Raw genomic sequence first — 20,064 nt, 5'->3', positions numbered from 1 at the left:
GGGGCCGGTCCCGGGCGGGCCGCCATCGGCCGAATGACCGATCCGGCGGTCGGCGGAGGGTCGTAGCCTGCATATCCGTGAGTGACACAGGGGCCGGTCTCGACCGCATCCACACCGCGGGCGGATGGGTGGCGCGCATCGCGTACGGGGGCTTCGCCGCCCTGTTCCTGCTGCTGTGCCTGCTGGTCGTGGGCAGGGCGGCGGACCTGTGGATGGTGCTGGTCGCCGCCGGCGTCAACGCCGCCGTGGTGAGCCGCGGGCGGCTGCTGCCCTGGATGGTGGGCGCCGGGTCGCTGTCGCTGTTCAGCAGCCTGTTCCTCGGGACGGCCGTCATCCTCGACTCCGGGGGCGCCCCGAGCCTGTTCGCCGAGATCGGCGGGCTGCTGATCCTGACCGTCCGCACGGTGTGGCGGATGGCGCGGGACCGGGTCGTCCCGGTCGCCGTGCTGCTCGGCGCCGCACTGCTGATCATGCCGCTGCGCTTCTCGCTGGTCTCCGGCGTGCTGTTCACCGCGCCGCTCGGCGTGCTGCTCGCCATCGCGCTCGGGATCGGGCTGTACCTGCGGGCGGTGGACGCGCGGCGGGCCCGGACGGTGACGGCGGCGCGCCGGGACGAGCGCCTCGAACTGGCCCGCGACCTGCACGACTTCGTCGCCCACCACGTCACCGGGATCGTCGTGCAGGCGCAGGCGGCGCGGTTCGCGGCGAGCTCCGGGGCCGCGCAGTCGCCCGAGCAGCTCGACTCGATGTTCGAGGGGATCGAGAAGGCCGGGACGGAGGCGCTGACGTCGATGCGCCGCATGGTCGGCCTGCTGCGGGACGCCCAGCACGTGGACGCCCCGCCCGCCGCGGGCCCGTACGGCCCGTACCCCGGCGGCCCGCACCCCGGCGCCCCGCACCCAGGCGGCCCGCACCCCGGCGGCCCGCACGGGGACGCGTCCGGCGGCCCGCCCGACCGGGGGTCGGCGACGCGGCCGGTCGGCGACCTCGACCGGCTGCGCGAGCTGGTGGCCGGGTTCACGCACCCGCCCGCCGTCCTGTCCATGGCGCCCGGCCTCGGCGCCCTCCCGCCGGAGGTGGCGACGTCGGCGCACCGGATCGTGCAGGAGGCGCTGACCAACATCCGCAAGCACGCGGCGGACGCCACCTACGTGCGGGTGTCGCTCGCGCGGCTCGGCGGCGGCGTCGAGGTGGCGGTGCGCAACGACGGGCGGGGCCGCGGGCGGCGGCTCCCCTCCAGCGGGTTCGGGCTGGCGGGACTGGCCGAGCGGGTGACCGCGCTCGGCGGGCGGCTGCACGCGGGACCGCGTCCCGAGGGCGGCTGGGAGGTGGTGGCGGTGCTGCCCCTCGGCGAATGCTGAAACAATCGGACACGTGACCATCCGCGTACTGATCGCCGACGACCAGGAGATGGTCCGGACCGGGTTCCGGATGATCGTCGACTCGCAGCCCGACATGACCGTCGTCGGGGACGCCGCCGACGGCCGGCAGGCCGTCGAGCTGGCCCGCCGGCTCCGCCCGGACGTGTGCCTGTTCGACATCCGGATGCCCGTGATGGACGGCCTGGAGGCGACCCGGCTGCTCGCCGGGCCCGGCGTCCCCGACCCGCTCCGCATCGTGATCGTCACGACGTTCGACATGGACGAGTACGTGTACGGGGCGCTGCGCGGCGGCGCCGTCGGGTTCCTGCTCAAGGACGGCGGCCCCGCGCTGCTCGTGGAGGCGATCCGGGCGGCGTCCAACGGCGGGTCGCTGGTGTCGCCGTCGATCACCGTGCGGCTGCTGGAGCACCTGGCGCGGCCCGCGCGGGTCCCGCCCGTCCAGCCGCGCGAACCGCTCACCGAGCGCGAACTGGACGTCGTCCGGCTCGTCGCGCGGGGCCGGACGAACGAGGAGATCGCCGGGGAGCTGTTCGTGTCGCTGTCCACGGTCAAGACCCACGTCGGGAGCGTCCACCGCAAGCTCGGCACCCGGAACCGCGTCGAGACCGCGGCGTGGGCCTGGGAATCGGGCCTGGTGCGCTGACGGACGGGCGTCCGCGGCGGCGGGACGGGCTCACGGAGACGGGACGAGGGGGACGGCGCTGGCACCGGAGTCGCTGAGCGGGCTGCCCACCGCGGTGGTGGCCCTGTGGGCGCTGTGCGGCGCCGGCTGGGTCGCGGTGCTGGCGGGGCTGCGGCGCGGCGTGCACGGCCCCGCCCGCGGACCGTCGCTGCTCGCGCACACCGCCACCCCCGCCGCGGTCGTCCTGCTGTGCGCGCACGTCGGCCACGGGTCCCTGTACGCGACGATCTGGCTCGCCGCCCAGTGGTGGGCGCTCGCGGTCGCCACCGGCCTGCGCCCCGAACGGCTCGTGGCGTCCGGCGGCCTGCGGCGCCTCGCCGGGTGGCTCGCGCTCTCGGCCGCCTTCGCGTTCGCGGCGACGCGGGCGGTGTTCTGAGAGACCGTGTTCTGAGAGACCGTGTTCTGAGAGACCGTGTTCTTGAGAGACGGTGTTCTTGAGAACGGTCCGAACCGCTCGGGCCGCGGACAAGTCGTACCTTCGTAGTAGACAGAATGTGCCGCACCCCCAAGCCCCCGGAGGTCGACCATGCCGTGCGCCCTCTGCGGCGACATCATCCCCGCCGAGGTGAACCGCTGCCCGGCGTGCGGAGCGTGGGCCCGGCGGCGCGACTTCCGCGCCGTCGGCGTGGCGGTGTTCATGCTGCTCGGGTTCGACGCGTTCGTCGCGCTGGGCTCGGGCATCAGCCTGCTGCGGATGGCGCATCCGCTGCGCCGGGAGACCCGCGAGACGTACGACGCCGTGGCCACCGGTGACGCGATCGCCCCCTACACCGAGGTGTTCACCGTGTACGCGCTCCTGGCCATCGTGACCGGAGTGCTCTACCTGTTCTGGTTCTGGCGCGCCTACGGGCAGGCGCCCGGCCCGCACCGCCACCACCGCGCGTGGGCGCTGTTCGGCTGGCTGACGCCGGTCGTGAACCTGTGGCTGCCGCCGCGCCTGGTGTACGAGGTGTGGGTCAACAGCGGCCGGTACCGCACCGCCGAGCGGCAGGCCGCCGGGGCGGTCGTCGCCGCCTGGTGGTGCTGCGCCGTCCTCGGCGTCCTGCTGGCGCGGGCGTTCGCGCACGGCAGCACCGACAGCCTCGCCGAGGCCCGCTTCGACGTCCACCTCGGCGTCGCGGCGGCCGGCTGCCTGGCGCTGGCCGCCGCGCTCTGCATGGCGAACGTCTTCCAGATCACCCGCCTCCAGACCGGGCACGAGGTGGTACCGCGCGTTTGATAGCGGCGCCCTCGGCGGCGTCCGGTCAGGGGGTGGGGCCGGAGCTGCCCGTGCTGGCGTGCCACAGCTTCGCCGGCGGACGGGACGCGGCGGGCGCGCCCGCCGGGCCGATGTCGGAGTACGGCGACATCGCGAACCCGGTCGGCTGGACGACGCGGCGGCCGACCGGCCGTCCGGACGGGCCGGGCCGCGCCATCGCCGCGCGGACGGCGGCGGGCCCGCCGCGCCGCCGCTCCTCCTCGAGGAACGCCAGGTCCCAGCAGGCCGTCGCGGTGACGGAGACCGCGCGGCCCCCGGCGCGGCGGATCCGGCCGCGCACCGCCAGCAGCCACGAGCCGAACACGGTGGCGGCGCAGCGGTCCTGCACGGACTCGAAGAACGCCAGGTCGACCGGGCCGGTCGCGTCGTCGAGCGTCGCGAAGACGACCCGCTGCCCGGACCGGACGGCCGGCGTCTGCGTCGCGACCTTCACGCCCGCGACCAGGACGTCCGTGCCGGGCGGGCGGCGCGGCAGGTCGGCGGCGGGCACGGCGCGCAGCACGGCCAGCAGCGGCCGGTAGAAGGTCAGGACGTGCCGGGAGACGTCCATGCCGAGGATCTCCAGCTCGGCCTCGACGATCTCGGCGGGCGTCATCGGCGGCAGGCCGGTGGGCGCGACGTCGCCGAGCGCCGGGTCCGCGACGGGCGCGGCGAGGACGGGTTCGAGCTCGCCGTCGGCGAAGCCGATCGGGAGCTGGCCGTCCGCCGCCCCGGCGCCCCGCCGGGGCCGCCCGGTGACGCGGTCGAGCGCGCCCACGCGGCACAGCAGGTCCCGCCGCGGCGCCGCCCCGCCGCCCGGCGCGGCCGGGTCCGGCGCGGCCGGGTCCGCGCCGGGGGCGTGCGGGGCGTAGAGGGCGTCGAAGCCGCCGGCGAGGACGAGCCGTTCCGCGGTGGGCCGGGACACGCGGGCCCGCCGCCAGAAGTCGGTGAGGGACCGGTACGGACGGCCGCCCGCGCGCGCCTCGACGATCGACCCGACCTCGGCCTCGCCGATCCCCTTCACCTCCGACAGCGCCACCCGGATCCCGGCGGGCCCGCCCTCCGACACCGGCTCGACGTGCCAGTCGGCGGTGGAGCGGTTGACGTCCAGCGGCAGGATCGGCACCCCGAAGTGCCGGGCGTCGTCGAGGATCACCCGCTTGGGGTACATGCCGGGGTCGTGGGTGAGGACGCCCGCGTAGAACGCGGCGGTGTGGTGCCGCTTCAGCCACGCCGACTGGTAGGTGGGCAGGGCGAACGACGCCGCGTGCGCCTTGCAGAACCCGAAGGCGCCGAACGCGGTGAGCGTCCGCCACACCCGGTCGACGGCCGCCTCGCCGTAGCCGCGCGCGCGGGCCCGGTCGCGGAACCACGCGCCGACGGCGGCCTGGCCCTCCGCGTCGCCGAGGGCGCGGCGGGCCGCCTCGGCCGTCGACAGCCCGCAGCCCGTCATGGCGTCCACCACCCGCAGGACCTGCTCGTGGAAGACGACGACGCCGAGGCTCTCGCGCAGCGCCGGTTCGAGGTCGGGGTGCGGGTAGTCGGGCTCGCGGAGCCCGGCGCGGGCGTCCAGGAACGGGCTCACCATGTCGGAGTTGACGGGGCCGGGCCGGAACAGCGAGATGTCGATGACGAGGTCGTCGAGGTCGCGCGGCTGGAGGCGGCCGATCAGCTCGCGCTGGCCGGGCGACTCGATCTGGAAGCAGCCGAGGGTGCGGGACGTGCGGATCAGCTCGAACGTGGCCGGGTCGTCGCGCGGGACGGCCTCGAGGTCGAGCCGCTCGCCGGTGGTGCGGGCGATCTCGTCCACCGCGTGCGCCATCGCCGACTGCATCCGCACGCCGATGACGTCCAGCTTGAGCAGGCCCATCGCCTCGACGTCGTCCTTGTCGAACTGGCTCATCGGGAAACCGAGGGCGCTCTCCTCGACGGGCGTGCGGTCGTGCAGGGTCGGGTTCGACAGCAGCACCCCGCACGGGTGCATGGCGACGTGCCGGGGGATCCCGTCGAGCCGCTCGGCGATCCGGAACAGGACTTCGAGGCGGCCCTGGGCGAGGTTGCTCTGCCGCAGTTCCGGCAGGTCGTGCAGGGCGGCGCGGATCTGCCTGGCGCGGATGTGCGGGAACGCCTTGGCGATCGCGTCGATCTCCTGCGGCGGCAGCCCGACGGCGTTGCCGACGTCGCGGAGCGCGCTGCGCGCCCGGTAGGTCTCCATCATCGACACGCAGGCGGTGCCGTCGGCGCCGTACCGGTCGAACAGCGCCCGGTACGCCTCGTGCCGCCGCGCCGACTCGACGTCCAGGTCGATGTCGGGCAGGCCCTCGCGGCTGTCGGCGAGGAACCGCTCCATCAGCAGGTCGTGCCGGAGCGGGTCGAGGTCGCCGATGCCGATCAGGTGGTTGACGAGGCTGCCCGCGCCGGAGCCGCGGATCGCGCAGCGGATGCCGCGGGAGCGGATCAGCGCGGCCGCGTCGGCGACGGTGAGGAAGTAGGCGGCGAGGCCCTTGCGGGCGATCACGGCGAGTTCGTCGGCGAGCCGGGCGGCGGCCCGCGCGGAGTGCTCCATCCCGCGCCGGACGAGGCCGTCCGCGCAGCGCGCGACGAGCCGCGCGTGGGCGTCGCCGGCGACGGCGGGCAGGTGGACCCGGTCCATGCCGAGGTCGCGGTCCGGGTCGAGGACGCACCGTTCGGACAGCCGCCGGGTCGCGGCGAGCAGCGCGTCCGGGTCGTCCCCCGGGCCGCAGCTCAGCTCGGCGGCCCGCCGCATCTCGGGGATCGGCTTGAGGTACGCGTGGCCGGTGCGCTCCTCCAGGTGGCGGCGGTCCAGCGGGACGAGCCGGCGGGTGACGTCCAGGACCTGCGCCACCGGGTAGTCGGCCGGGTCCAGGTAGCGGACGGCGTTGCCGAGGACGGCGGGCACCCCGGCCTCGCGGGCGAGGGCGAGCATCCGGGCGGCGCGGTGCCCGTCGCCCCGGTCGAAGTGGTTGACGATCTCGACGGCGGTCTCGGCGGCCGCGCGCCACGCCGCGAGCCGCCGCGCGGCCTCGTCCGGGCGCCGCTCGGCGACGGCCCGTCCGACGTCGGAGGCGGGGCCGAGCAGGACGACGAGGCCCTCGGCGTGCGCCCCGACCAGCTCGCGGGTGACCGCGGGCCCGGTGCCGGACGCGCGGACGGCCGCGTGCCCGGGCGCGTGCGCCGCCGAGACCAGCCGGCACAGCGACCGCCATCCGGCGCGCCCCTCGGCGAGCACCACGATCCGGCCGCCGCCGGCGAGCGCGAGGTCGGCGCCGACGACCGCGCCGAGGCCCGCGTCGCGGCAGGCCAGCACGTGCCGGACGGCCCCGTAGAGGCCGTCGCGGTCGGTGACGGCGAGCGTCTCCATGCCCAGTTCGGCGGCGCGCTCGGCCAGCGCGGCGGGCGGCGCGACGCCGTGGCGCAGCGAGTACGCGGACGCGACGTGCAGATGCATCGTGTCAGTCCCATACCCGGGAAAGCAGCCAAGTCTGCGTCGAAACGTCGCATCTCAGCTCGTAGACGCCCGTTTCCGCGCCCGGGGCGGCTTCCACGCGCCAGAATTCGCGTTCGCCCAGGACGTCGCCGTCCGGGTCCTGCTCGCGCCACCAGTCGCGGGTGGCGACCCAGTGCTCCAGCACGCGCCGCACGGTGTAGCACCGGCCGCGCCAGACGAACCGGACCGGACGCCCGTCCCGCACCGAGACGTCCACGGGATCGCCGAACACGCGCGTCATCTGCCTCCCCCTCGCGTTCACCGCACGGGGGAAGGGCATGCGGACGATCGAACATACGTTCGCAGCCGAGTCTAGAGAGATCGCGGAGCGGGAAGCAAGGCGGCCCCTCGCCGGGCGGCCCGGGGGCGGCCCGGGCCGGGGTTCAGGCGAGCAGGCGGGCGAGCCGGTCCGCGACCTGGGCGGCGGCGGCCACGTCGGCCATGCCGCCGCCCGGCCACAGGTAGGACCAGCCGTCCCCGGAGGGGGTGGCGACCACCATGACGCTCCGGCCGGAGCGGGCGCCGCGGACGCTCAGCACCGACTCCCCCGGCCCGGCGAGCCGCCAGGCCAGCCCGCGCAGTTCCACCTCGTACGCGAGCGCCGCGAGGTGCCTCCGGCGCACCCGCGCGAGATCCGGCCCGCCGATGACGGACATGCCGCTCACCCACCTCATCCCGCCGGACGGTAACGTTGGGCTACCGTTCGGCAACGATTCGTGACCGGTCTCAGCATGACCCGAGCGGACGGCCCGCGCAGCGAAAACGCGGAGAACGGTCTGCCTTTCCCGCCGCGGCGGGCGCTGGTCCTCGGCCGGACGTCCGACACGCGGGGCGCCCCGGGGCCAATCGCAACCGAATAGTTGAAATGTCACCCGGATGGGTACCGTGCGGCCGTGATAGAAGCACTGTGAGAGCGGGCGGGCACCGCCCGTGCACCGGGGCAAAGGAGCAGCGATGACCGCCGACGCGGCCGACGGGCCGCCGGGGCCCCCGTGCGGCCCCTCCGCCGGCGGGGTCCGCGAGCGCAAGAAGCACCGGACCCGGATGGCGCTGATCGACGCCGCCCTGGAACTGTTCGCGCGGAACGGCTACGAGGAGACGACGGTCGACGAGATCGTCGCCGCGCTCCCGGTGTCCCAGCGGACGTTCTTCCGGTACTTCGCGTCCAAGGAGGACGTGATCCTCAGCCAGGTCACGGAGCGGTACCGGGCCCTGGAGGAGGCCGTGGCGGCGCGGCCCGCCGGGGAGCGCCCGTTCACCGCGCTGTTCGAGGCGCTGCGCACGGTGCTGCAGAAGATCGCCGCGGGCGACGAGGAGGACGTCGCCCGGTTCCGCCGGATCCGGCAGGTGATCGAGGCGACGCCCGCGCTGCTGTCGGCCGAGCTGACCCGGTACGCGGCGTCGGAGGGCGCGCTGGTCGCCGAGGTCGCCCGCCGCGAGGGCGTCGACCCGGAACGGGACCCGCGGCCCCGGCTCGTCGTCGCGCTCTTCGCCGCCGCGACCCGCGTCGGGTTCGAGGAGTGCTCCCGCCGCGCGATCTGGGACCCCGGGACGATCGCCGCGCGCGTCGACGAGACCGTCGCGCTCGTCGACGCGACCGTCCGCGACTGGACCTGACGCGCCCGCGGCCCGGCGCCCCGGCGGTGGACCCGGGCGTCCGGGGCAGGGAACAACCCGTGCGGGGGCGCGGTTGCCCCGTTCCGTAGCCCGCTGATCAACGCGGTCACCGTCGAGAGGGAGTGGACGCATGCGCGCGATCGTCGTGTCGGAGAACGGCGGCCCGGAGGTGCTGGTGCCCGCCGAGCGCCCGGACCCCGAGCCGGGGCCCGGCGAGGTGCTGGTGGACGTCGCCGCGGCGGGCGTCAACTTCATCGACGTGTACTTCCGGACGGGCGCCTACCCGCAGCCGCTCCCCTACACGCCGGGCATGGAAGCCGCCGGGACGGTCGCGGCGGTGGGCGCGGGCGTGGACGGCTTCGCCGCCGGCGACCGCGTCGCGTGGGCGAACGTGCAGGGCGCCTACGCGGAGCGGGCCGTCGTCCCGGCGGAGAAGCTCGTGCCGGTGCCGGACGGCGTCTCCTCGGACGACGCGGCGGCCGTCCTGCTGCAGGGCATGACCGCGCACTACCTGGCCCGCTCGACGTACCCGGTCCGGGAGGGCGACACGGTCCTGGTGCACGCGGCGGCGGGCGGCATGGGGCTGCTGCTGACGCAGGTCGCCGCGATGCTCGGCGCCCGGGTGATCGGCACGGCGTCGACCCCGGAGAAGGCGGAGCTGGCGCGGCGGGCGGGCGCCGACACGGTGCTCGGCTACGACGGGTTCGCCGACCGGGTGCGGGAGCTGACCGGCGGCGAGGGCGTCGCCGCCGTGTACGACGGGGTCGGCGCGCCCACGTTCGACGGGAGCCTGGCGAGCCTGCGGCGGCGCGGCGTCCTGGCGCTGTACGGGGCGGCGGGCGGCCCGGTGCCGCCGTTCGACCCGCAGCGGCTCAACGCGGCCGGGTCGCTGTTCCTCACCCGCCCGTCGCTCGCGCACCACGTCGCGACCCGCGCGGAGCTGCTCGAACGCTCCGGCGAGGTGTACCGGTGGGTCGCGGACGGACGGGTGCGGGTACACGTCGGGCACCGGTACGGACTCGCCGACGCCCGCACGGCGCACGCCGACCTGGAGGCCCGGCGAACCACCGGAAAGCTCCTGCTGACTCCGTGACGGGCCGTAGGGTGGGCCCGGAAAGCTGATCATCCGAGGAGCCCGTGCCCCCATGACCGCCACCACCACCGCCGAACCCCTCGCGCCGGACGAGCCCCGCGTCCTCGGCTCCTACCGCCTGCTCGGACGGCTGGGCCGCGGCGGCATGGGGACCGTCTACCTGGGCGCGGAGCCGAACGGGCGCCGCGTCGCGGTCAAGGTGATCAACCGGGAGCTGGCCGGGGAGCCGGCGTTCCTCGCCCGGTTCCGCCGGGAGGTGACGGCGGCGCGGCGCGTCCACCGGTTCTGCACGGCGCCCGTCCTGGACGCCGAACTCGACCAGGACCCGCCCTACATCGTCACCGAGTACATCGACGGGCCCAGCCTGCACGACGCGATCCGCGAGCGCGGGCCGCTGCCCGGCTCCGACCTGGAGGGCCTCGCGGTCGGCGTCGCCACCGCGCTCACCGCCATCCACGGGGCCGGGATCGTGCACCGCGACCTCAAGCCCGCGAACGTCCTGCTGTCGTCCACCGGCCCCCGCGTGATCGACTTCGGCATCGCCCGCGCCCTCGACGCCGCCGACGGCCTCACCCGCACCGGGCAGTTCGTCGGGACGCCGTCCTACATCGCGCCCGAGGTGCTGGAGGGCGCGCCCGTCGAGCGGGCCTCGGACGTCTTCGCGTGGGGCTGCGTGGTGGCGTTCGCCGGGACGGGGCGGCCGCCGTTCCGGGGCGAGACGGTCGCGGAGACGTTCCGCCGCATCGGCGCGGAGCGGCCCGACCTGAGCGGGCTCGACCTCCGGCTGCGGGAGATCGTCGCGGCGGCGCTCACCAAGGACCCGCGCGAGCGCCCGACCGCGCAGGACGTCCTGGCGCGGCTCGTCGGCCAGCAGCGGCCCGATCCGGAGCGGCTCGCGGAGTCGGTGTCGGCGACCTGGCGGCGGGACGGCGCGGGCGGCGCGACCACCGCGACGGGCGGGCACCCGCTCCCGCCGCCGGTGCCCGCGCCCGACCCGGACTCCGCCGCGCCGCCCGTCCCGCTCCCGGCGCCCGTCCCGGAGGCCGAGGCCGAGCCCGCGGGCGACGCGGCGGACGGCACGGCCGGCGGGACGGCCGCGAGCGGCGCCGAGTCGACCGTCCTGGTCGACCTGCCGTACCCGGAGGCGTGGCGGGGGGCGCAGCGCTGGCTGACCCTGCTGCGCACCCTCCTGGTGGTCCCGCACCTGGTGGTCATGCTGCTCATGCACATCGCGCTGGTGCTGGTGCTGCTGGCGAGCTGCCTGGTCATCCCGTTCACCGGGCGCTACCCGCGTCCGCTCTACGGCCTGGTCGTCGGCTGCCAGCGGTGGTCGGCGCGCGTCGTCGCGTACGCGTTCGGGCTCACCGGCGAGAAGCTGCCGCCGTTCCGGACGCTGCCCCGCGCCCGGCGCGGACGCTGAACCACCACTAGGCTTCGAACGTCCCATTTCACGGAGGACCGCTAGGGTTCTGACGGACAGTCCCCCCATTCCGCATTTCACCCCCCACAGGATCAGGATGACCACGCACCCAGGAGACAACGGCGAGGCACTGCGCCCCGGGGACCCCGACCGGCTCGGCCCGTACCGGCTGACCGGACGGCTCGGACGCGGCGGCATGGGCACCGTCTACCTGGGCGAGGACGACGGCGGCCGCCGCGTCGCGGTCAAGGTGATCAACCGGGAGCTGGCCGGGGAGGGCGCGTTCCGGGAGCGGTTCCGGCGCGAGGTGACCGCGGCCCGGCAGGTCCGGCGGTTCTGCACGGCGCCCGTCCTGGACGCCGAACTCGACCGGGACCCGCTGTACGTCGTCACCGAGTTCATCGACGGGCCGAGCCTGGAGAAGGCCGTGCGGGACCGCGGGCCGCTGCCCGGCTCCGACCTGGAGGGCCTGGCGGTCGGCGTCGCGACCGCGCTGTCCGCGATCCACGGCGCGGGCATCGTGCACCGCGACCTGAAGCCCGCGAACGTCCTGCTGTCGTCCACCGGCCCCCGCGTGATCGACTTCGGCATCGCCCGCGCCCTCGACGCCGCCGACGGGCCCACCCGCACCGGGCAGTTCGTCGGCACCCCGAACTACCTGCCGCCGGAGATCCTGCGCGGCGAGCCGATCACCCCCGCCTCCGACGTCTTCTCGTGGGGCTGCGTCGTCGCCTACGCCGGGACGGGCGTCGCGCCGTTCGCGGGCGACACCGTCCCCGCGATCTTCTACCGGGTGGTGCACGACGCGCCGAAGCTGGACGCGCTCGACCCCGGCCTGCGGGACGTCGTCGCGGCCGCGCTGGACAAGGACCCCCGCAGCCGCCCGTCCGTCCAGGAGCTGCTCGGCCGGCTGGTCGGCACCGGCGCCATCCCCGACCCGCTCCTGGCGACCGTCACCGTCGCCGTCCGCGAGGGCCCCGCCGACGCGCGGTTCGGCATGACGTGCCGGTCGAACGACGAGGGCGCCCGGCAGTACGTCTTCCTGGTCCGCAACGACGGCCAGGGCGCGCTGCTGCGCAAGGTCGACGGGGACCGCGGCACCAAGGACCTCGCGGCGGTCGACTCGTCCGGCGGGTGGGACGAGGAGGGCCCCAACGAGGTCCAGATCGCCTGCGAGGGCAAGGACGACGGCGAGAGCGTCCGGCTGCGGCTCTGGGTGAACGGCGACCGGGTCATCGACGAGACCGACGCCGAGCAGCCCCTGCCGAACGGCCGGGTCGGCCTGCGCATCGAGCGGGGCGGCAACCAGGCCGAGGACGTCACCGCCGAGTTCGACGACTTCGACATGTCGAAGATCCTCGGCTAGCCGCCCGTCCCGCGCGGCGGGCGGTCAGCGGGCCGGTTCGGGCGGCAGGTACCCGTTCGTCCAGCGCGCCAGCTCCTCGAACACGCGCCCGCGCACCGGCTCGGGCGACAGCACCAGGTCGTGCAGGCCGCCCTCCACCCGGACGAGCGTCACGTGCGGGCCGAGCCGGGGCGCCCAGCGGGCCATGTGCTCGACGTCGAGGACCGCGTCGGCGCCCGAGACGTCCGGCGACCGGCGGGACGGGCGCACGCTGCGGGTGGACGCCATCACCAGCACCGGCACGTCGATCGCGAGGCCGCGGTGCAGGCGGAGCTGGCCGCGCCGGACGGCGTCCAGCCAGGCGGCGCGGACGGGGAAGCCGAGGAGCGGCTTCCAGGAGAGGTCGAAGTCCCATTCGCCCTCGTGCTCGCGGTGCAGGCTCCGGGCGTACAGGTCGGACAGCCCGGCGGGCAGCGGCGCCTTCGGCAGCCGGGGGCGCAGCGCGCGGGCCAGCCCGGCGCCGATCTTGCGCATGGGCCACGGCTCGTTGATGTCCAGGAACGGGCTGTTGAGGAACACGCCGTCGACCACGCCCTTGCCGCGCACCCGGTCGGCGTACAGCGCGGCGACGAGGCCGCCGGTGGAGTGCCCGTTGAGCAGCAGCGTCCCGTGCTCGTCGCGCTCCCGGACGATCCGGACGGCCGCGTCGATCTCCGCGAAGTACTCGGTGAGGCTCTCGATGTAGTTCGGCGTCTGGTGGGGCCGCAGCGAGCGCCCGTACTTGCGCAGGTCGAGCGCGTAGAAGTCGAACCCGAGGCCGGTGTAGAAGTCGGCGAGGTGCCGCTGGAAGAAGTAGTCCACGAACCCGTGCAGGTAGAGCACCGCGCGGCGGGACGGCTCGGGCCTGCGGCGCCGCACCAGCGTCGCGACGACCTCGCCCTCGGCGTCCCGGCCCATCGGCAGCTCGATCGCCTCGTAGCCGGGGCCGAGCACGTCCGTCGCCACGACCTCGCCCATCCGGGCCTCCCTCGGTCTCGATCTCCGGTCTCGATCTTCGCAGGGCCTCAGCGTACGGCGTCGGCCCGCCGCCCATATTCCGGACGCCCCATATGCCGGATATCGACACTCGCACAGGTCACCTAGGGTGGACCCGTCCACGACGCGCGCACGGGAATCCGAGGGGAATGTCCGAAACTCACCACGCGGGGCTGCGCACGGGACTCCGCCGCCGCCACATGACGATGCTCGCGATCGGCGGCGCGGTCGGCGCCGGCCTGTTCGTCGGGAGCGGCGCCGTGATCGGCACCGCCGGCCCCGCGGCCGTCCTGTCCTACGCGGCCGCGGGCGCGCTCGTCCTGTGCGTCCTGCGGGCGCTCGGCGAGATGGTCGTCGCGCGGCCCGTCGCGGGGTCGCTCGCCGAGTACGCGCGGATGGCGCTCGGCCCGTTCGCCGGGTTCACGATCGGCTGGATCTACTGGTACCTGTACGTCATCCTCGTGGGCGCGGAGGCGGTCGCGGGCGCCGCGATCCTCGCGGAGTGGACCGGCCTCCCGCCCTGGACGCTCGCCGCCGCGCTGCTCGTCGTGATGACGGCCGTGAACCTCGTGTCCGTCCGGTCGTTCGGCGAGTTCGAGTTCTGGTTCGCCTCGATCAAGGTCGCCGCGATCCTGGTGTTCATCGTGCTCGGCGTCCTGTGGGTGCTCGGCCTGTGGCCCGACTCCCCCGGCGGCCTCGGCAACCTCACCGCGCACGGCGGGTTCGCGCCGAACGGCATCGGCGCGATCTTCACCGCGATCGTCGCGGTCATGTTCGCGTTCGGCGGCACCGAGATCGTCACCGTCGCCGCCGCGGAGAGCTCCGAGCCGGGCCGCGCCGTCGCGAAGGCCACCGGCAACGTGCTGTGGCGGGTCGCGATCTTCTACGTGTTCTCGATCCTGCTCGTCGTCGCAATCCTGCCGTGGAACGCCGCCGAGGTCCTCACCAGCCCGTTCGTCAGCGCCCTCGAGCACCTCGACGTCCCCGCCGCGGGCACCCTGATGCAGGCCGTGATCCTCACCGCCGTCCTGTCCGTGCTGAACTCGGCGATCTACGTCTCGTCCCGGATGCTGTACGTGCTGACCCGCGACGGTGACGCCCCCGCCGGGCTCGTGAAGCTGAACCGGCGCGGCGTCCCGGTCCGCGCGATCCTGCTCGGGACGGTCGCCGCGTGGGCCGCGGTCATCGCCTCCTACACGTCCCCCGACCAGGTCTTCGCGTTCCTGATGAACTCGATCGGGGTCGTGCTCGCGTTCGTCTACCTGGCGATCCTGTTCTCGCACCTGCGGCTGCGCGCGCGCTTGCAGCGCGAGGACCCGGGCAGCCTCACCTACCGCATGTGGCTGTTCCCGTACCTGACCTGGCTCGTCATCGCCGCGCTCGGCGCCGTCCTGGTCTCGATGGCGCTCATGGACGAGCGCCGCTCGCAGCTCGCCGCGTCGCTGGTCAGCCTCGCGGTCGTCGCCGCCGTCTACCCGCTGCGCCGCAGGTTCGGCAGGACGCCGCCGGTCGCCGCGCCGCAGACGCTCACGAAGAACCCGTAGCGCCCCCGGCCGGCGCCCGCCCGCCGGGGGCCGTCAGTCCTTGCGTCCGGTCGCGGCGACGGTGACGCCGAGCCCGATCATCATCATCCCGCCGGCGCCGCCGATCGCCGACAGCCTCCGCGGGGACCGCGCGAACCACGCCCGCGCCGTCCCCGCGGCCAGGCCCCACACGCTGTCGCACAGCAGCGCCAGGACCGCGAACACCAGCCCGAACACCATCATCTGCAGCGGGACGCGCCCCTGCGCGGGGTCGGCGAACTGCGGCAGGACGGCGGCGAGGAACACCGCGGTCTTGGGGTTGGTCACGCCGACCACGAACCCCTGCCACAGCTCGCGGCCGCGCGACCGCGCCTCCCCGGTCTCCGCGACCGCCTCCCCCAGCGCGCCCCGGTTCCGGATCGCCTGGACCCCGAGGTACACGATGTAGACCGCGCCCACCGTCTTCAGCGCCGTGAACACGACCGCGGACCGTTCCACCACCGACCCGACGCCGACCGAGACCGCCGCCGTCAGCGCCAGCACCCCGAGCGTGTTCCCGGCGACGCTCGTCAGCGCGGTGCGGCGCCCGTGCGCGAGCGCGCGGCCGACGACGAACAGGACCGAGGGCCCCGGGATCACGATGATGGCCAGCGCCATCGCGGAGAACCCGAGCAGCCGATGCAGCGTCACCATGAGGCAGCACGGTACGCCGGACGCCGCGGAACCCCCACCGAATATCGGCGCCGCCGGATCCGTGACCGGGCCTGGACACCCGGCATAGCGTGACGTGGGCCACATTGCGACATATGGTGCGGATGTGTCAGCCCCCGCGTCCGAGGCGCCCGACCCGTCCGACCCCGTACCGCCCGACCCCGGGCCGCCCGGGAGCGGCGCACCGGCGCCGCCCGCGTGGCGGCCGCTGCTGCTCGTCGCGGGCGGCGCCGCGCTCGTCCTCCTCGCCCTCGGCGCACGCTACGGCTACCACCGCGACGAACTGTACTTCCGCGTCGCCGGACGGCACCTCGACTGGGGCTACCCGGACCAGCCGCCGCTCGTCCCGCTGCTCGCCCGGGCGGTCACCGCCCTGTTCGGCGACTCCCTCATCGCGCTGCGCGTCCCGTCCGCCCTCTGCGTCGCCGCCGGGGTCCTCGTCGCGGGGCTGACGGCCCGCGAGCTGGGCGGGCGGCGCCGCGCGCAGCTCCTCACCGCCGGGGCGTACGCCGTGTGCCCGTTCGCGATCGCGTCCGGGCACACCCTCTCCACGGCGGCGTTCGACATGCTGCTCACCACCGTGCTCGCCTGGCTGGCGATCCGCTGGGTGCGGACCCGCGACCAGCGGCTCCTCCTCGCGGCGGGCGCGGTCACCGCCGTCGCCGTGAACGTCAAGTACCTGGCGCCCGTCGCGCTGGCCGCGCTCGTCGCCGGGCTCCTCATCGCAGGGCCCCGCGACCTCCTCCGCCGCCCGCCGCTCGCCGCCGGGGCCGCCCTCGCCGTCGCCGCCGCCGTCCCCGGGCTGCTCTGGCAGGCCCGGCACGGCTGGCCGCAGCTCGACATGGCCGACGCCATCGCCGGAGACGCCGACTTCGGCGGCCGGCCCGGCTTCCTGCCGTTCCAGCTCGTGCTGACGGGCGTCGTCCTGTCCTGGCTGTGGATCTACGGGCTGTGGCGGCTCTACCGGTCGGCCGACCTCGCCCCGTACCGCTTCGTCGGCCACGCCTACCTGCTGCTGAACATCGCCTTCCTCGCCACCGCCGGCAAGCCGTACTACCTCTCCGGGCTGTGGGCCGCGCTGTGGGCGGCGGGCGCCGTCGAGGTCGAGCGGCGGGGCGCGCCCCGCGGCTGGGGATGGGCCGCGTCCGCCCCCGCCTACGCGGTCACCGGCGTGTCGACCGTCCTGCTCACGCTGCCCGTCTACCCCGTCGCGACGCTCGCGAGCACCCCGCAGCCCGCCGTGAACGCCGACGGCGCCGAGACCGTCGGCTGGCCCCGGTTCGCCGCCGAGGTGGCCCGCGTGCACCGCACGCTCCCCCCGGGCGAACCGGCGACGATCATCGTCAGCAACTATGGCGAGGCCGGCGCGCTCGACCGGTACGGGCCGGACCTCGGCCTCCCCCGCGCCTACAGCGGCCACAACGGCTACTGGTACTTCGGGCGCCCGCCCGACACCGCGACCACCGCGGTCGTCGTCGGACCAGAAAGCGTCGCGGGCGCCGCGCGGCTCCGGCGCTTCTGGACGGACGTCCGTCCCGCCGGGCGCATCGACAACGGCGTCGGCCTCGACAACGAGGAGCAGGGCAAGCCCGTCTGGATCTGCCGCGGCCTCCGCGGCACCTGGACCGACCTGTGGCCCGAATTCAGGACACTGTCGTGAGGATCCCCCAGGACCCCTCCCGCCGGACCAGCAGGTCGTGCCCCAGCAGCGCGGACGCCGGAGCGTCCCACGCCGGGTCGGCGTCCCGCGCCCACACCTGCGCGACCGCCCAGCGCAGCTTGTCGACGCCCTCCGGGTGACCGGTGCCCGACGCGACGAACACGTCCCGCGCCGGCGCCGCCACCACCAGGTCGCCCTCCACGTCCTGCGCGAGCTTGTCGAGGAACCCGTCGTCCAGGAGCAGGCTCGCCTCGAGCCCGCCCACCGCGACCGTCACGGCGCGCACGTCCGGGTACCAGTTCAGGCCCAGCTCGGGACGCCGGTCCCGCAGGTTCAGCACCGCCCGCGCCCGCAGGTCGCCCGGCTCCACGCCCAGCTCCGCGCAGTGCCGCCGCGCCACGTGCTCGTAGCGGCGGCCGTTCTCGTCCGCGTGCTCCAGCGCGTACGTCACGTACAGGTCGCCGGCGAACGGGTCGCGCACCGGCTCCTCGTCCGCCGGGAGCGGGAACTCGAGCTGCACCTCGGCCGGCACCCGCGCCTTCATCAGCGGGACGATGAGACTCGGGTCGGTCACGGGGCTTTCCTCCTGATACGTCGGCCGCACCTTCGAGTGGATCACCCTACCGCCGCACCCGTCCCGCGCGTCCCGGCCCTTACCGACCCTTGACATCGGAACGCACCACCGGCAGACCCGCCGGCGCGCCCTGCTCGATCAGCCGCCACACCGCGTCCGTGTCGAGGTGCTCCTCCACCAGATCGCCGAGCGCGTCCAGCGTCGCCTCCCGCAGCGCGGCGAACGACACGTCCGGCGCCGGCGCGAAGTCCCGCCCCGCCGCCGCCGCGACGTCCCGCAGGAACGCCCGCCGGAACCCGTCGTTCTCCATCGCGCCGTGCCACGTCGTCCCCCAGACGCCGCCCGCCCTGCACCCGTCCAGGAACGGCTCGCCGCCCTCCACGGCCACCACGCCGTGGTGGATCTCGTACGCCTCCACCGGCTCCCCGTACGCCGTCCCGCTCGGACGTCCGAGCACCTTCTCCCGGCCGAACACCACCGTCGCGGGCAGCGCCCCCAGCCCCGCCACGCGCCCCCGGCCCGACTCCACGTCGTCGCGGATCTCTCTCGCGAGCATCTGGTAGCCGCCGCACACCCCGAGCACCGGCCGGCCCTCCCGCACCCGCCGCAGGACCTCGTCCGCCATCCCCCGCTCCCGCAGCCACGCCAGATCGCTCACGGTCGCCCGCGTCCCCGGCAGGACGACCAGGTCCGCGTCCGCGAGGTCGCCCGCGCTCGCCGCGTACCGCACCGCCACCCCGGGCTCGCAGGCCAGCGCGTCCAGATCCGTGAAGTTCGAGATGCGCGGGAACCGCACGACCGCCACCCGCAGCGTCTCCCGCCCGTACGGGGGCCGCGCGTCCGGCCGCGGCGCGTCCAGGGCCAGCGTGTCCTCCGAATCCAGGTAGAGCCCGAGCTTCCACGGCAGGACGCCCAGCACCGGCCGTCCCGTCAGCTCCCGCAACCGCTCCAGCCCCGGCTCCAGCAGCTCCGCGGCGCCCCGGAACTTGTTGATCACGAACCCCGCGACCAGCGCCTGATCCGCGGGCTCCAGCAGCGCCAACGTCCCGAACAGCGACGCGAAGACCCCGCCGCGGTCGATGTCGCCCACCACGACCACCGGCAGGTTCGCCGCCCGCGCCAGCCCCATGTTCACGATGTCCCCGGCCCGCAGGTTGATCTCCGCCGGGCTCCCCGCCCCCTCGCACACCACCACGTCGAACTCGCCGCGCAGCTCCTCCAGCGACTCCCGCACGACCTCCCGCAGCCGCTCCTTGTGGCGCCCGTACTCCAGCGCGTCGACCTCCGCCACCGGACGCCCCAGCACCACCACCTGGCTCCGCCGGTCGCTCCCCGGCTTCAGCAGCACCGGATTCATCAGCGCCCGCGGCTCCACCCCCGCCGCCTGCGCCTGCATGAACTGCGCCCGCCCGATCTCCGCGCCGTCCCCCGTCACCATCGAGTTCAGCGACATGTTCTGCGCCTTGAACGGCGCCACGCGCACGCCCTTCCGCCGCAGCCACCGGCACAGCCCCGCCGTCACCACGCTCTTGCCCGCGTCCGAGGTGGTCCCCGCCACCAGCAGCCCGCTCACCCGCGCCGCCACGCCGCCACCGCGGCCAGCCCCGCCGCCACGAACGTCACCGCCGCCGACAACCGCACCGCCCGCCGGACGTCCCGCACCTCCGGCGCACGCCCGTCCCCCATCTCCGGACGCCGCTCCACCAGGCCCCCGTACGCGTTCGTCCCGCCCAGCCGGACACCGAGCGCCCCCGCGAACGCGGCCTCGCACCGCCCCGCGTTCGGGCTCGGATGGTTCCCGCCGTCCCGCACCAGCACCCGCCACGCACCCGGCCCGCCCAGCACCGCCACCAGCACCCCCGTCACCCGGGCGGGCACCCAGTTCATCGCGTCGTCGAGCCTCGCGGCCGCCCACCCGAACCGCTCGTACCGCGCGTTCCGGTAGCCCACCATCGCGTCGAGCGTGTTCACCGCCCGATAGACGAACAACCCCGGAACCCCCGCGACCGCACCCCACACCAGCGGCGCGACCGCCGCGTCGCTCGTGTTCTCCGCCACCGACTCCACCGTCGCCCGCACCAGCTCGTCCGCCGCCAACCCCTCCGGGTCCCGAGCGCACAGATGAGGCAGCCGAGCCCGCGCCGCCTCGAGATCGCCCCGCTCCAGAGCGTCCGCCATCACCGAACCCTCACGCCCCAGCGACGTCCCCCCGAGGACCGCCCACGTCGCGAGAGCCGTCACCCACGGCCCCCTGCACACCCGGTCCACGGCGAACCC

At 75.4% G+C, this 20,064-nt stretch carries 18 protein-coding genes; 10 read left to right on the top strand and 8 right to left on the bottom strand.

Annotated elements, in window-relative coordinates; genetic code table 11:
* Positions 1–77 precede the first annotated feature (77 nt).
* The 4 genes from DMH08_RS41435 to DMH08_RS05325 all read left to right on the top strand — a co-directional run bounded on the left by DMH08_RS41435 (position 78) and on the right by DMH08_RS05325 (position 3,283).
* On the top strand, positions 78–1,361 hold the full coding sequence (locus tag DMH08_RS41435) for a sensor histidine kinase (protein WP_125612086.1): 1,284 nt from the start codon (positions 78–80) through the stop codon (positions 1,359–1,361).
* A gap of 13 nt (positions 1,362–1,374) precedes the next feature.
* The gene (locus DMH08_RS05335; protein ID WP_026404617.1) at positions 1,375–2,025 is read left to right on the top strand and encodes a response regulator; all 651 of its coding nucleotides are present in this window, start codon (positions 1,375–1,377) and stop codon (positions 2,023–2,025) included.
* Between the two features lie 94 nt (positions 2,026–2,119).
* Positions 2,120–2,440 carry a hypothetical protein gene (locus DMH08_RS05330; protein ID WP_233617408.1) on the top strand — a complete coding sequence of 107 codons (321 nt, stop codon included), beginning with the start codon at positions 2,120–2,122 and terminating at the stop codon, positions 2,438–2,440.
* A gap of 150 nt (positions 2,441–2,590) precedes the next feature.
* The gene (locus DMH08_RS05325) at positions 2,591–3,283 is read left to right on the top strand and encodes a DUF4328 domain-containing protein (RefSeq protein WP_026404618.1); all 693 of its coding nucleotides are present in this window, start codon (positions 2,591–2,593) and stop codon (positions 3,281–3,283) included.
* Positions 3,284–3,308: 25 nt separating this feature from the next.
* On the opposite strand, the gene DMH08_RS05320 is transcribed toward DMH08_RS05325, so the two are convergent.
* The 3 genes from DMH08_RS05320 to DMH08_RS05310 all read right to left on the bottom strand — a co-directional run bounded on the left by DMH08_RS05320 (position 3,309) and on the right by DMH08_RS05310 (position 7,483).
* Positions 3,309–6,770, bottom strand: coding sequence for a DNA polymerase III subunit alpha (locus tag DMH08_RS05320; protein WP_125612084.1), 3,462 nt, complete (start codon positions 6,768–6,770; stop codon positions 3,309–3,311).
* A gap of 4 nt (positions 6,771–6,774) precedes the next feature.
* Positions 6,775–7,050 carry a DUF6504 family protein gene (locus DMH08_RS05315; protein ID WP_026404620.1) on the bottom strand — a complete coding sequence of 92 codons (276 nt, stop codon included), beginning with the start codon at positions 7,048–7,050 and terminating at the stop codon, positions 6,775–6,777.
* Positions 7,051–7,192: 142 nt separating this feature from the next.
* Positions 7,193–7,483 (bottom strand): hypothetical protein, encoded by a 291-nt coding sequence (locus DMH08_RS05310; RefSeq protein ID WP_233617407.1) that lies wholly within the window; start codon positions 7,481–7,483, stop codon positions 7,193–7,195.
* A 280-nt stretch (positions 7,484–7,763) separates the two neighbouring features.
* Here DMH08_RS05310 and DMH08_RS05305 point away from each other — a divergent pair, with 280 nt between their 5' ends.
* From DMH08_RS05305 to DMH08_RS40855, 4 genes are all read left to right on the top strand, one after another.
* A complete protein-coding gene (locus tag DMH08_RS05305) occupies positions 7,764–8,426 on the top strand; it encodes a TetR family transcriptional regulator (RefSeq protein WP_125612082.1) in 663 nt (220 codons plus the stop codon).
* A 130-nt stretch (positions 8,427–8,556) separates the two neighbouring features.
* On the top strand, positions 8,557–9,519 hold the full coding sequence (locus tag DMH08_RS05300) for a quinone oxidoreductase family protein (protein WP_125612080.1): 963 nt from the start codon (positions 8,557–8,559) through the stop codon (positions 9,517–9,519).
* 52 nt (positions 9,520–9,571) lie between these two features.
* On the top strand, positions 9,572–10,939 hold the full coding sequence (locus DMH08_RS05295) for a DUF4389 domain-containing protein (protein ID WP_051301246.1): 1,368 nt from the start codon (positions 9,572–9,574) through the stop codon (positions 10,937–10,939).
* Positions 10,940–11,036: 97 nt separating this feature from the next.
* Complete coding sequence (locus tag DMH08_RS40855) at positions 11,037–12,305, top strand: serine/threonine-protein kinase (protein ID WP_199747632.1); 1,269 nt, start codon at positions 11,037–11,039, stop codon at positions 12,303–12,305.
* Between the two features lie 24 nt (positions 12,306–12,329).
* On the opposite strand, the gene DMH08_RS05285 is transcribed toward DMH08_RS40855, so the two are convergent.
* Positions 12,330–13,301: an alpha/beta hydrolase gene (locus tag DMH08_RS05285; protein ID WP_199747631.1), complete on the bottom strand. Its 972-nt coding sequence runs from the start codon at positions 13,299–13,301 to the stop codon at positions 12,330–12,332.
* A 167-nt stretch (positions 13,302–13,468) separates the two neighbouring features.
* Between DMH08_RS05285 and DMH08_RS05280 the strand changes: the two genes are divergently transcribed.
* Entirely contained in the window at positions 13,469–14,863 is a 1,395-nt protein-coding gene (locus DMH08_RS05280) for an amino acid permease (RefSeq protein ID WP_233617406.1), read from the top strand.
* A gap of 33 nt (positions 14,864–14,896) precedes the next feature.
* Here the strand turns inward: DMH08_RS05280 and DMH08_RS05275 are convergent, their stop codons facing one another.
* Positions 14,897–15,535 carry a LysE family translocator gene (locus DMH08_RS05275; RefSeq protein ID WP_125612078.1) on the bottom strand — a complete coding sequence of 213 codons (639 nt, stop codon included), beginning with the start codon at positions 15,533–15,535 and terminating at the stop codon, positions 14,897–14,899.
* 124 nt (positions 15,536–15,659) lie between these two features.
* Here DMH08_RS05275 and DMH08_RS05270 point away from each other — a divergent pair, with 124 nt between their 5' ends.
* Positions 15,660–17,213, top strand: a complete 1,554-nt coding sequence (locus tag DMH08_RS05270) for an ArnT family glycosyltransferase (RefSeq protein ID WP_199747630.1) — start codon at positions 15,660–15,662, stop codon at positions 17,211–17,213.
* On the opposite strand, the gene DMH08_RS05265 is transcribed toward DMH08_RS05270, so the two are convergent.
* The 3 genes from DMH08_RS05265 to cbiB form a co-directional block, all read right to left on the bottom strand.
* Positions 17,197–17,787 (bottom strand): DUF1444 family protein, encoded by a 591-nt coding sequence (locus DMH08_RS05265; RefSeq protein ID WP_026405379.1) that lies wholly within the window; start codon positions 17,785–17,787, stop codon positions 17,197–17,199. The two genes, DMH08_RS05270 and DMH08_RS05265, sit on opposite strands and share 17 nt — an antisense overlap.
* A gap of 79 nt (positions 17,788–17,866) precedes the next feature.
* The gene (locus tag DMH08_RS05260; protein WP_233617405.1) at positions 17,867–19,372 is read right to left on the bottom strand and encodes a cobyric acid synthase; all 1,506 of its coding nucleotides are present in this window, start codon (positions 19,370–19,372) and stop codon (positions 17,867–17,869) included.
* Positions 19,357–20,064: adenosylcobinamide-phosphate synthase CbiB (cbiB, locus tag DMH08_RS05255; RefSeq protein ID WP_125612074.1), on the bottom strand; the 708-nt coding region annotated here is incomplete at its 5' end. The genes DMH08_RS05260 and cbiB, both read right to left, overlap by 16 nt.

Source organism: Actinomadura sp. WAC 06369 (assembly GCF_003947565.1).
Taxonomy (GTDB): Bacteria; Actinomycetota; Actinomycetes; order Streptosporangiales; family Streptosporangiaceae; genus Spirillospora; species Spirillospora rifamycini.
This window is presented reverse-complemented; position numbering and strand designations above follow the sequence as displayed.

Bases quoted from the DNA above. Each gene is read 5' to 3' on its own strand.
- DMH08_RS05325 (WP_026404618.1), top strand. From the start codon at position 2,591: ATGCCGTGCGCCCTCTGCGGCGACATCATCCCCGCCGAGGTGAACCGC.
- DMH08_RS05320 (WP_125612084.1), bottom strand. From the start codon at position 6,770: ATGCATCTGCACGTCGCGTCCGCGTACTCGCTGCGCCACGGCGTCGCG.
- DMH08_RS05315 (WP_026404620.1), bottom strand. From the start codon at position 7,050: ATGACGCGCGTGTTCGGCGATCCCGTGGACGTCTCGGTGCGGGACGGG.
- DMH08_RS05310 (WP_233617407.1), bottom strand. From the start codon at position 7,483: ATGAGGTGGGTGAGCGGCATGTCCGTCATCGGCGGGCCGGATCTCGCG.
- DMH08_RS05305 (WP_125612082.1), top strand. From the start codon at position 7,764: ATGACCGCCGACGCGGCCGACGGGCCGCCGGGGCCCCCGTGCGGCCCC.
- DMH08_RS05300 (WP_125612080.1), top strand. From the start codon at position 8,557: ATGCGCGCGATCGTCGTGTCGGAGAACGGCGGCCCGGAGGTGCTGGTG.
- DMH08_RS05295 (WP_051301246.1), top strand. From the start codon at position 9,572: ATGACCGCCACCACCACCGCCGAACCCCTCGCGCCGGACGAGCCCCGC.
- DMH08_RS40855 (WP_199747632.1), top strand. From the start codon at position 11,037: ATGACCACGCACCCAGGAGACAACGGCGAGGCACTGCGCCCCGGGGAC.
- DMH08_RS05285 (WP_199747631.1), bottom strand. From the start codon at position 13,301: ATGGGCGAGGTCGTGGCGACGGACGTGCTCGGCCCCGGCTACGAGGCG.
- DMH08_RS05280 (WP_233617406.1), top strand. From the start codon at position 13,469: ATGTCCGAAACTCACCACGCGGGGCTGCGCACGGGACTCCGCCGCCGC.
- DMH08_RS05275 (WP_125612078.1), bottom strand. From the start codon at position 15,535: ATGGTGACGCTGCATCGGCTGCTCGGGTTCTCCGCGATGGCGCTGGCC.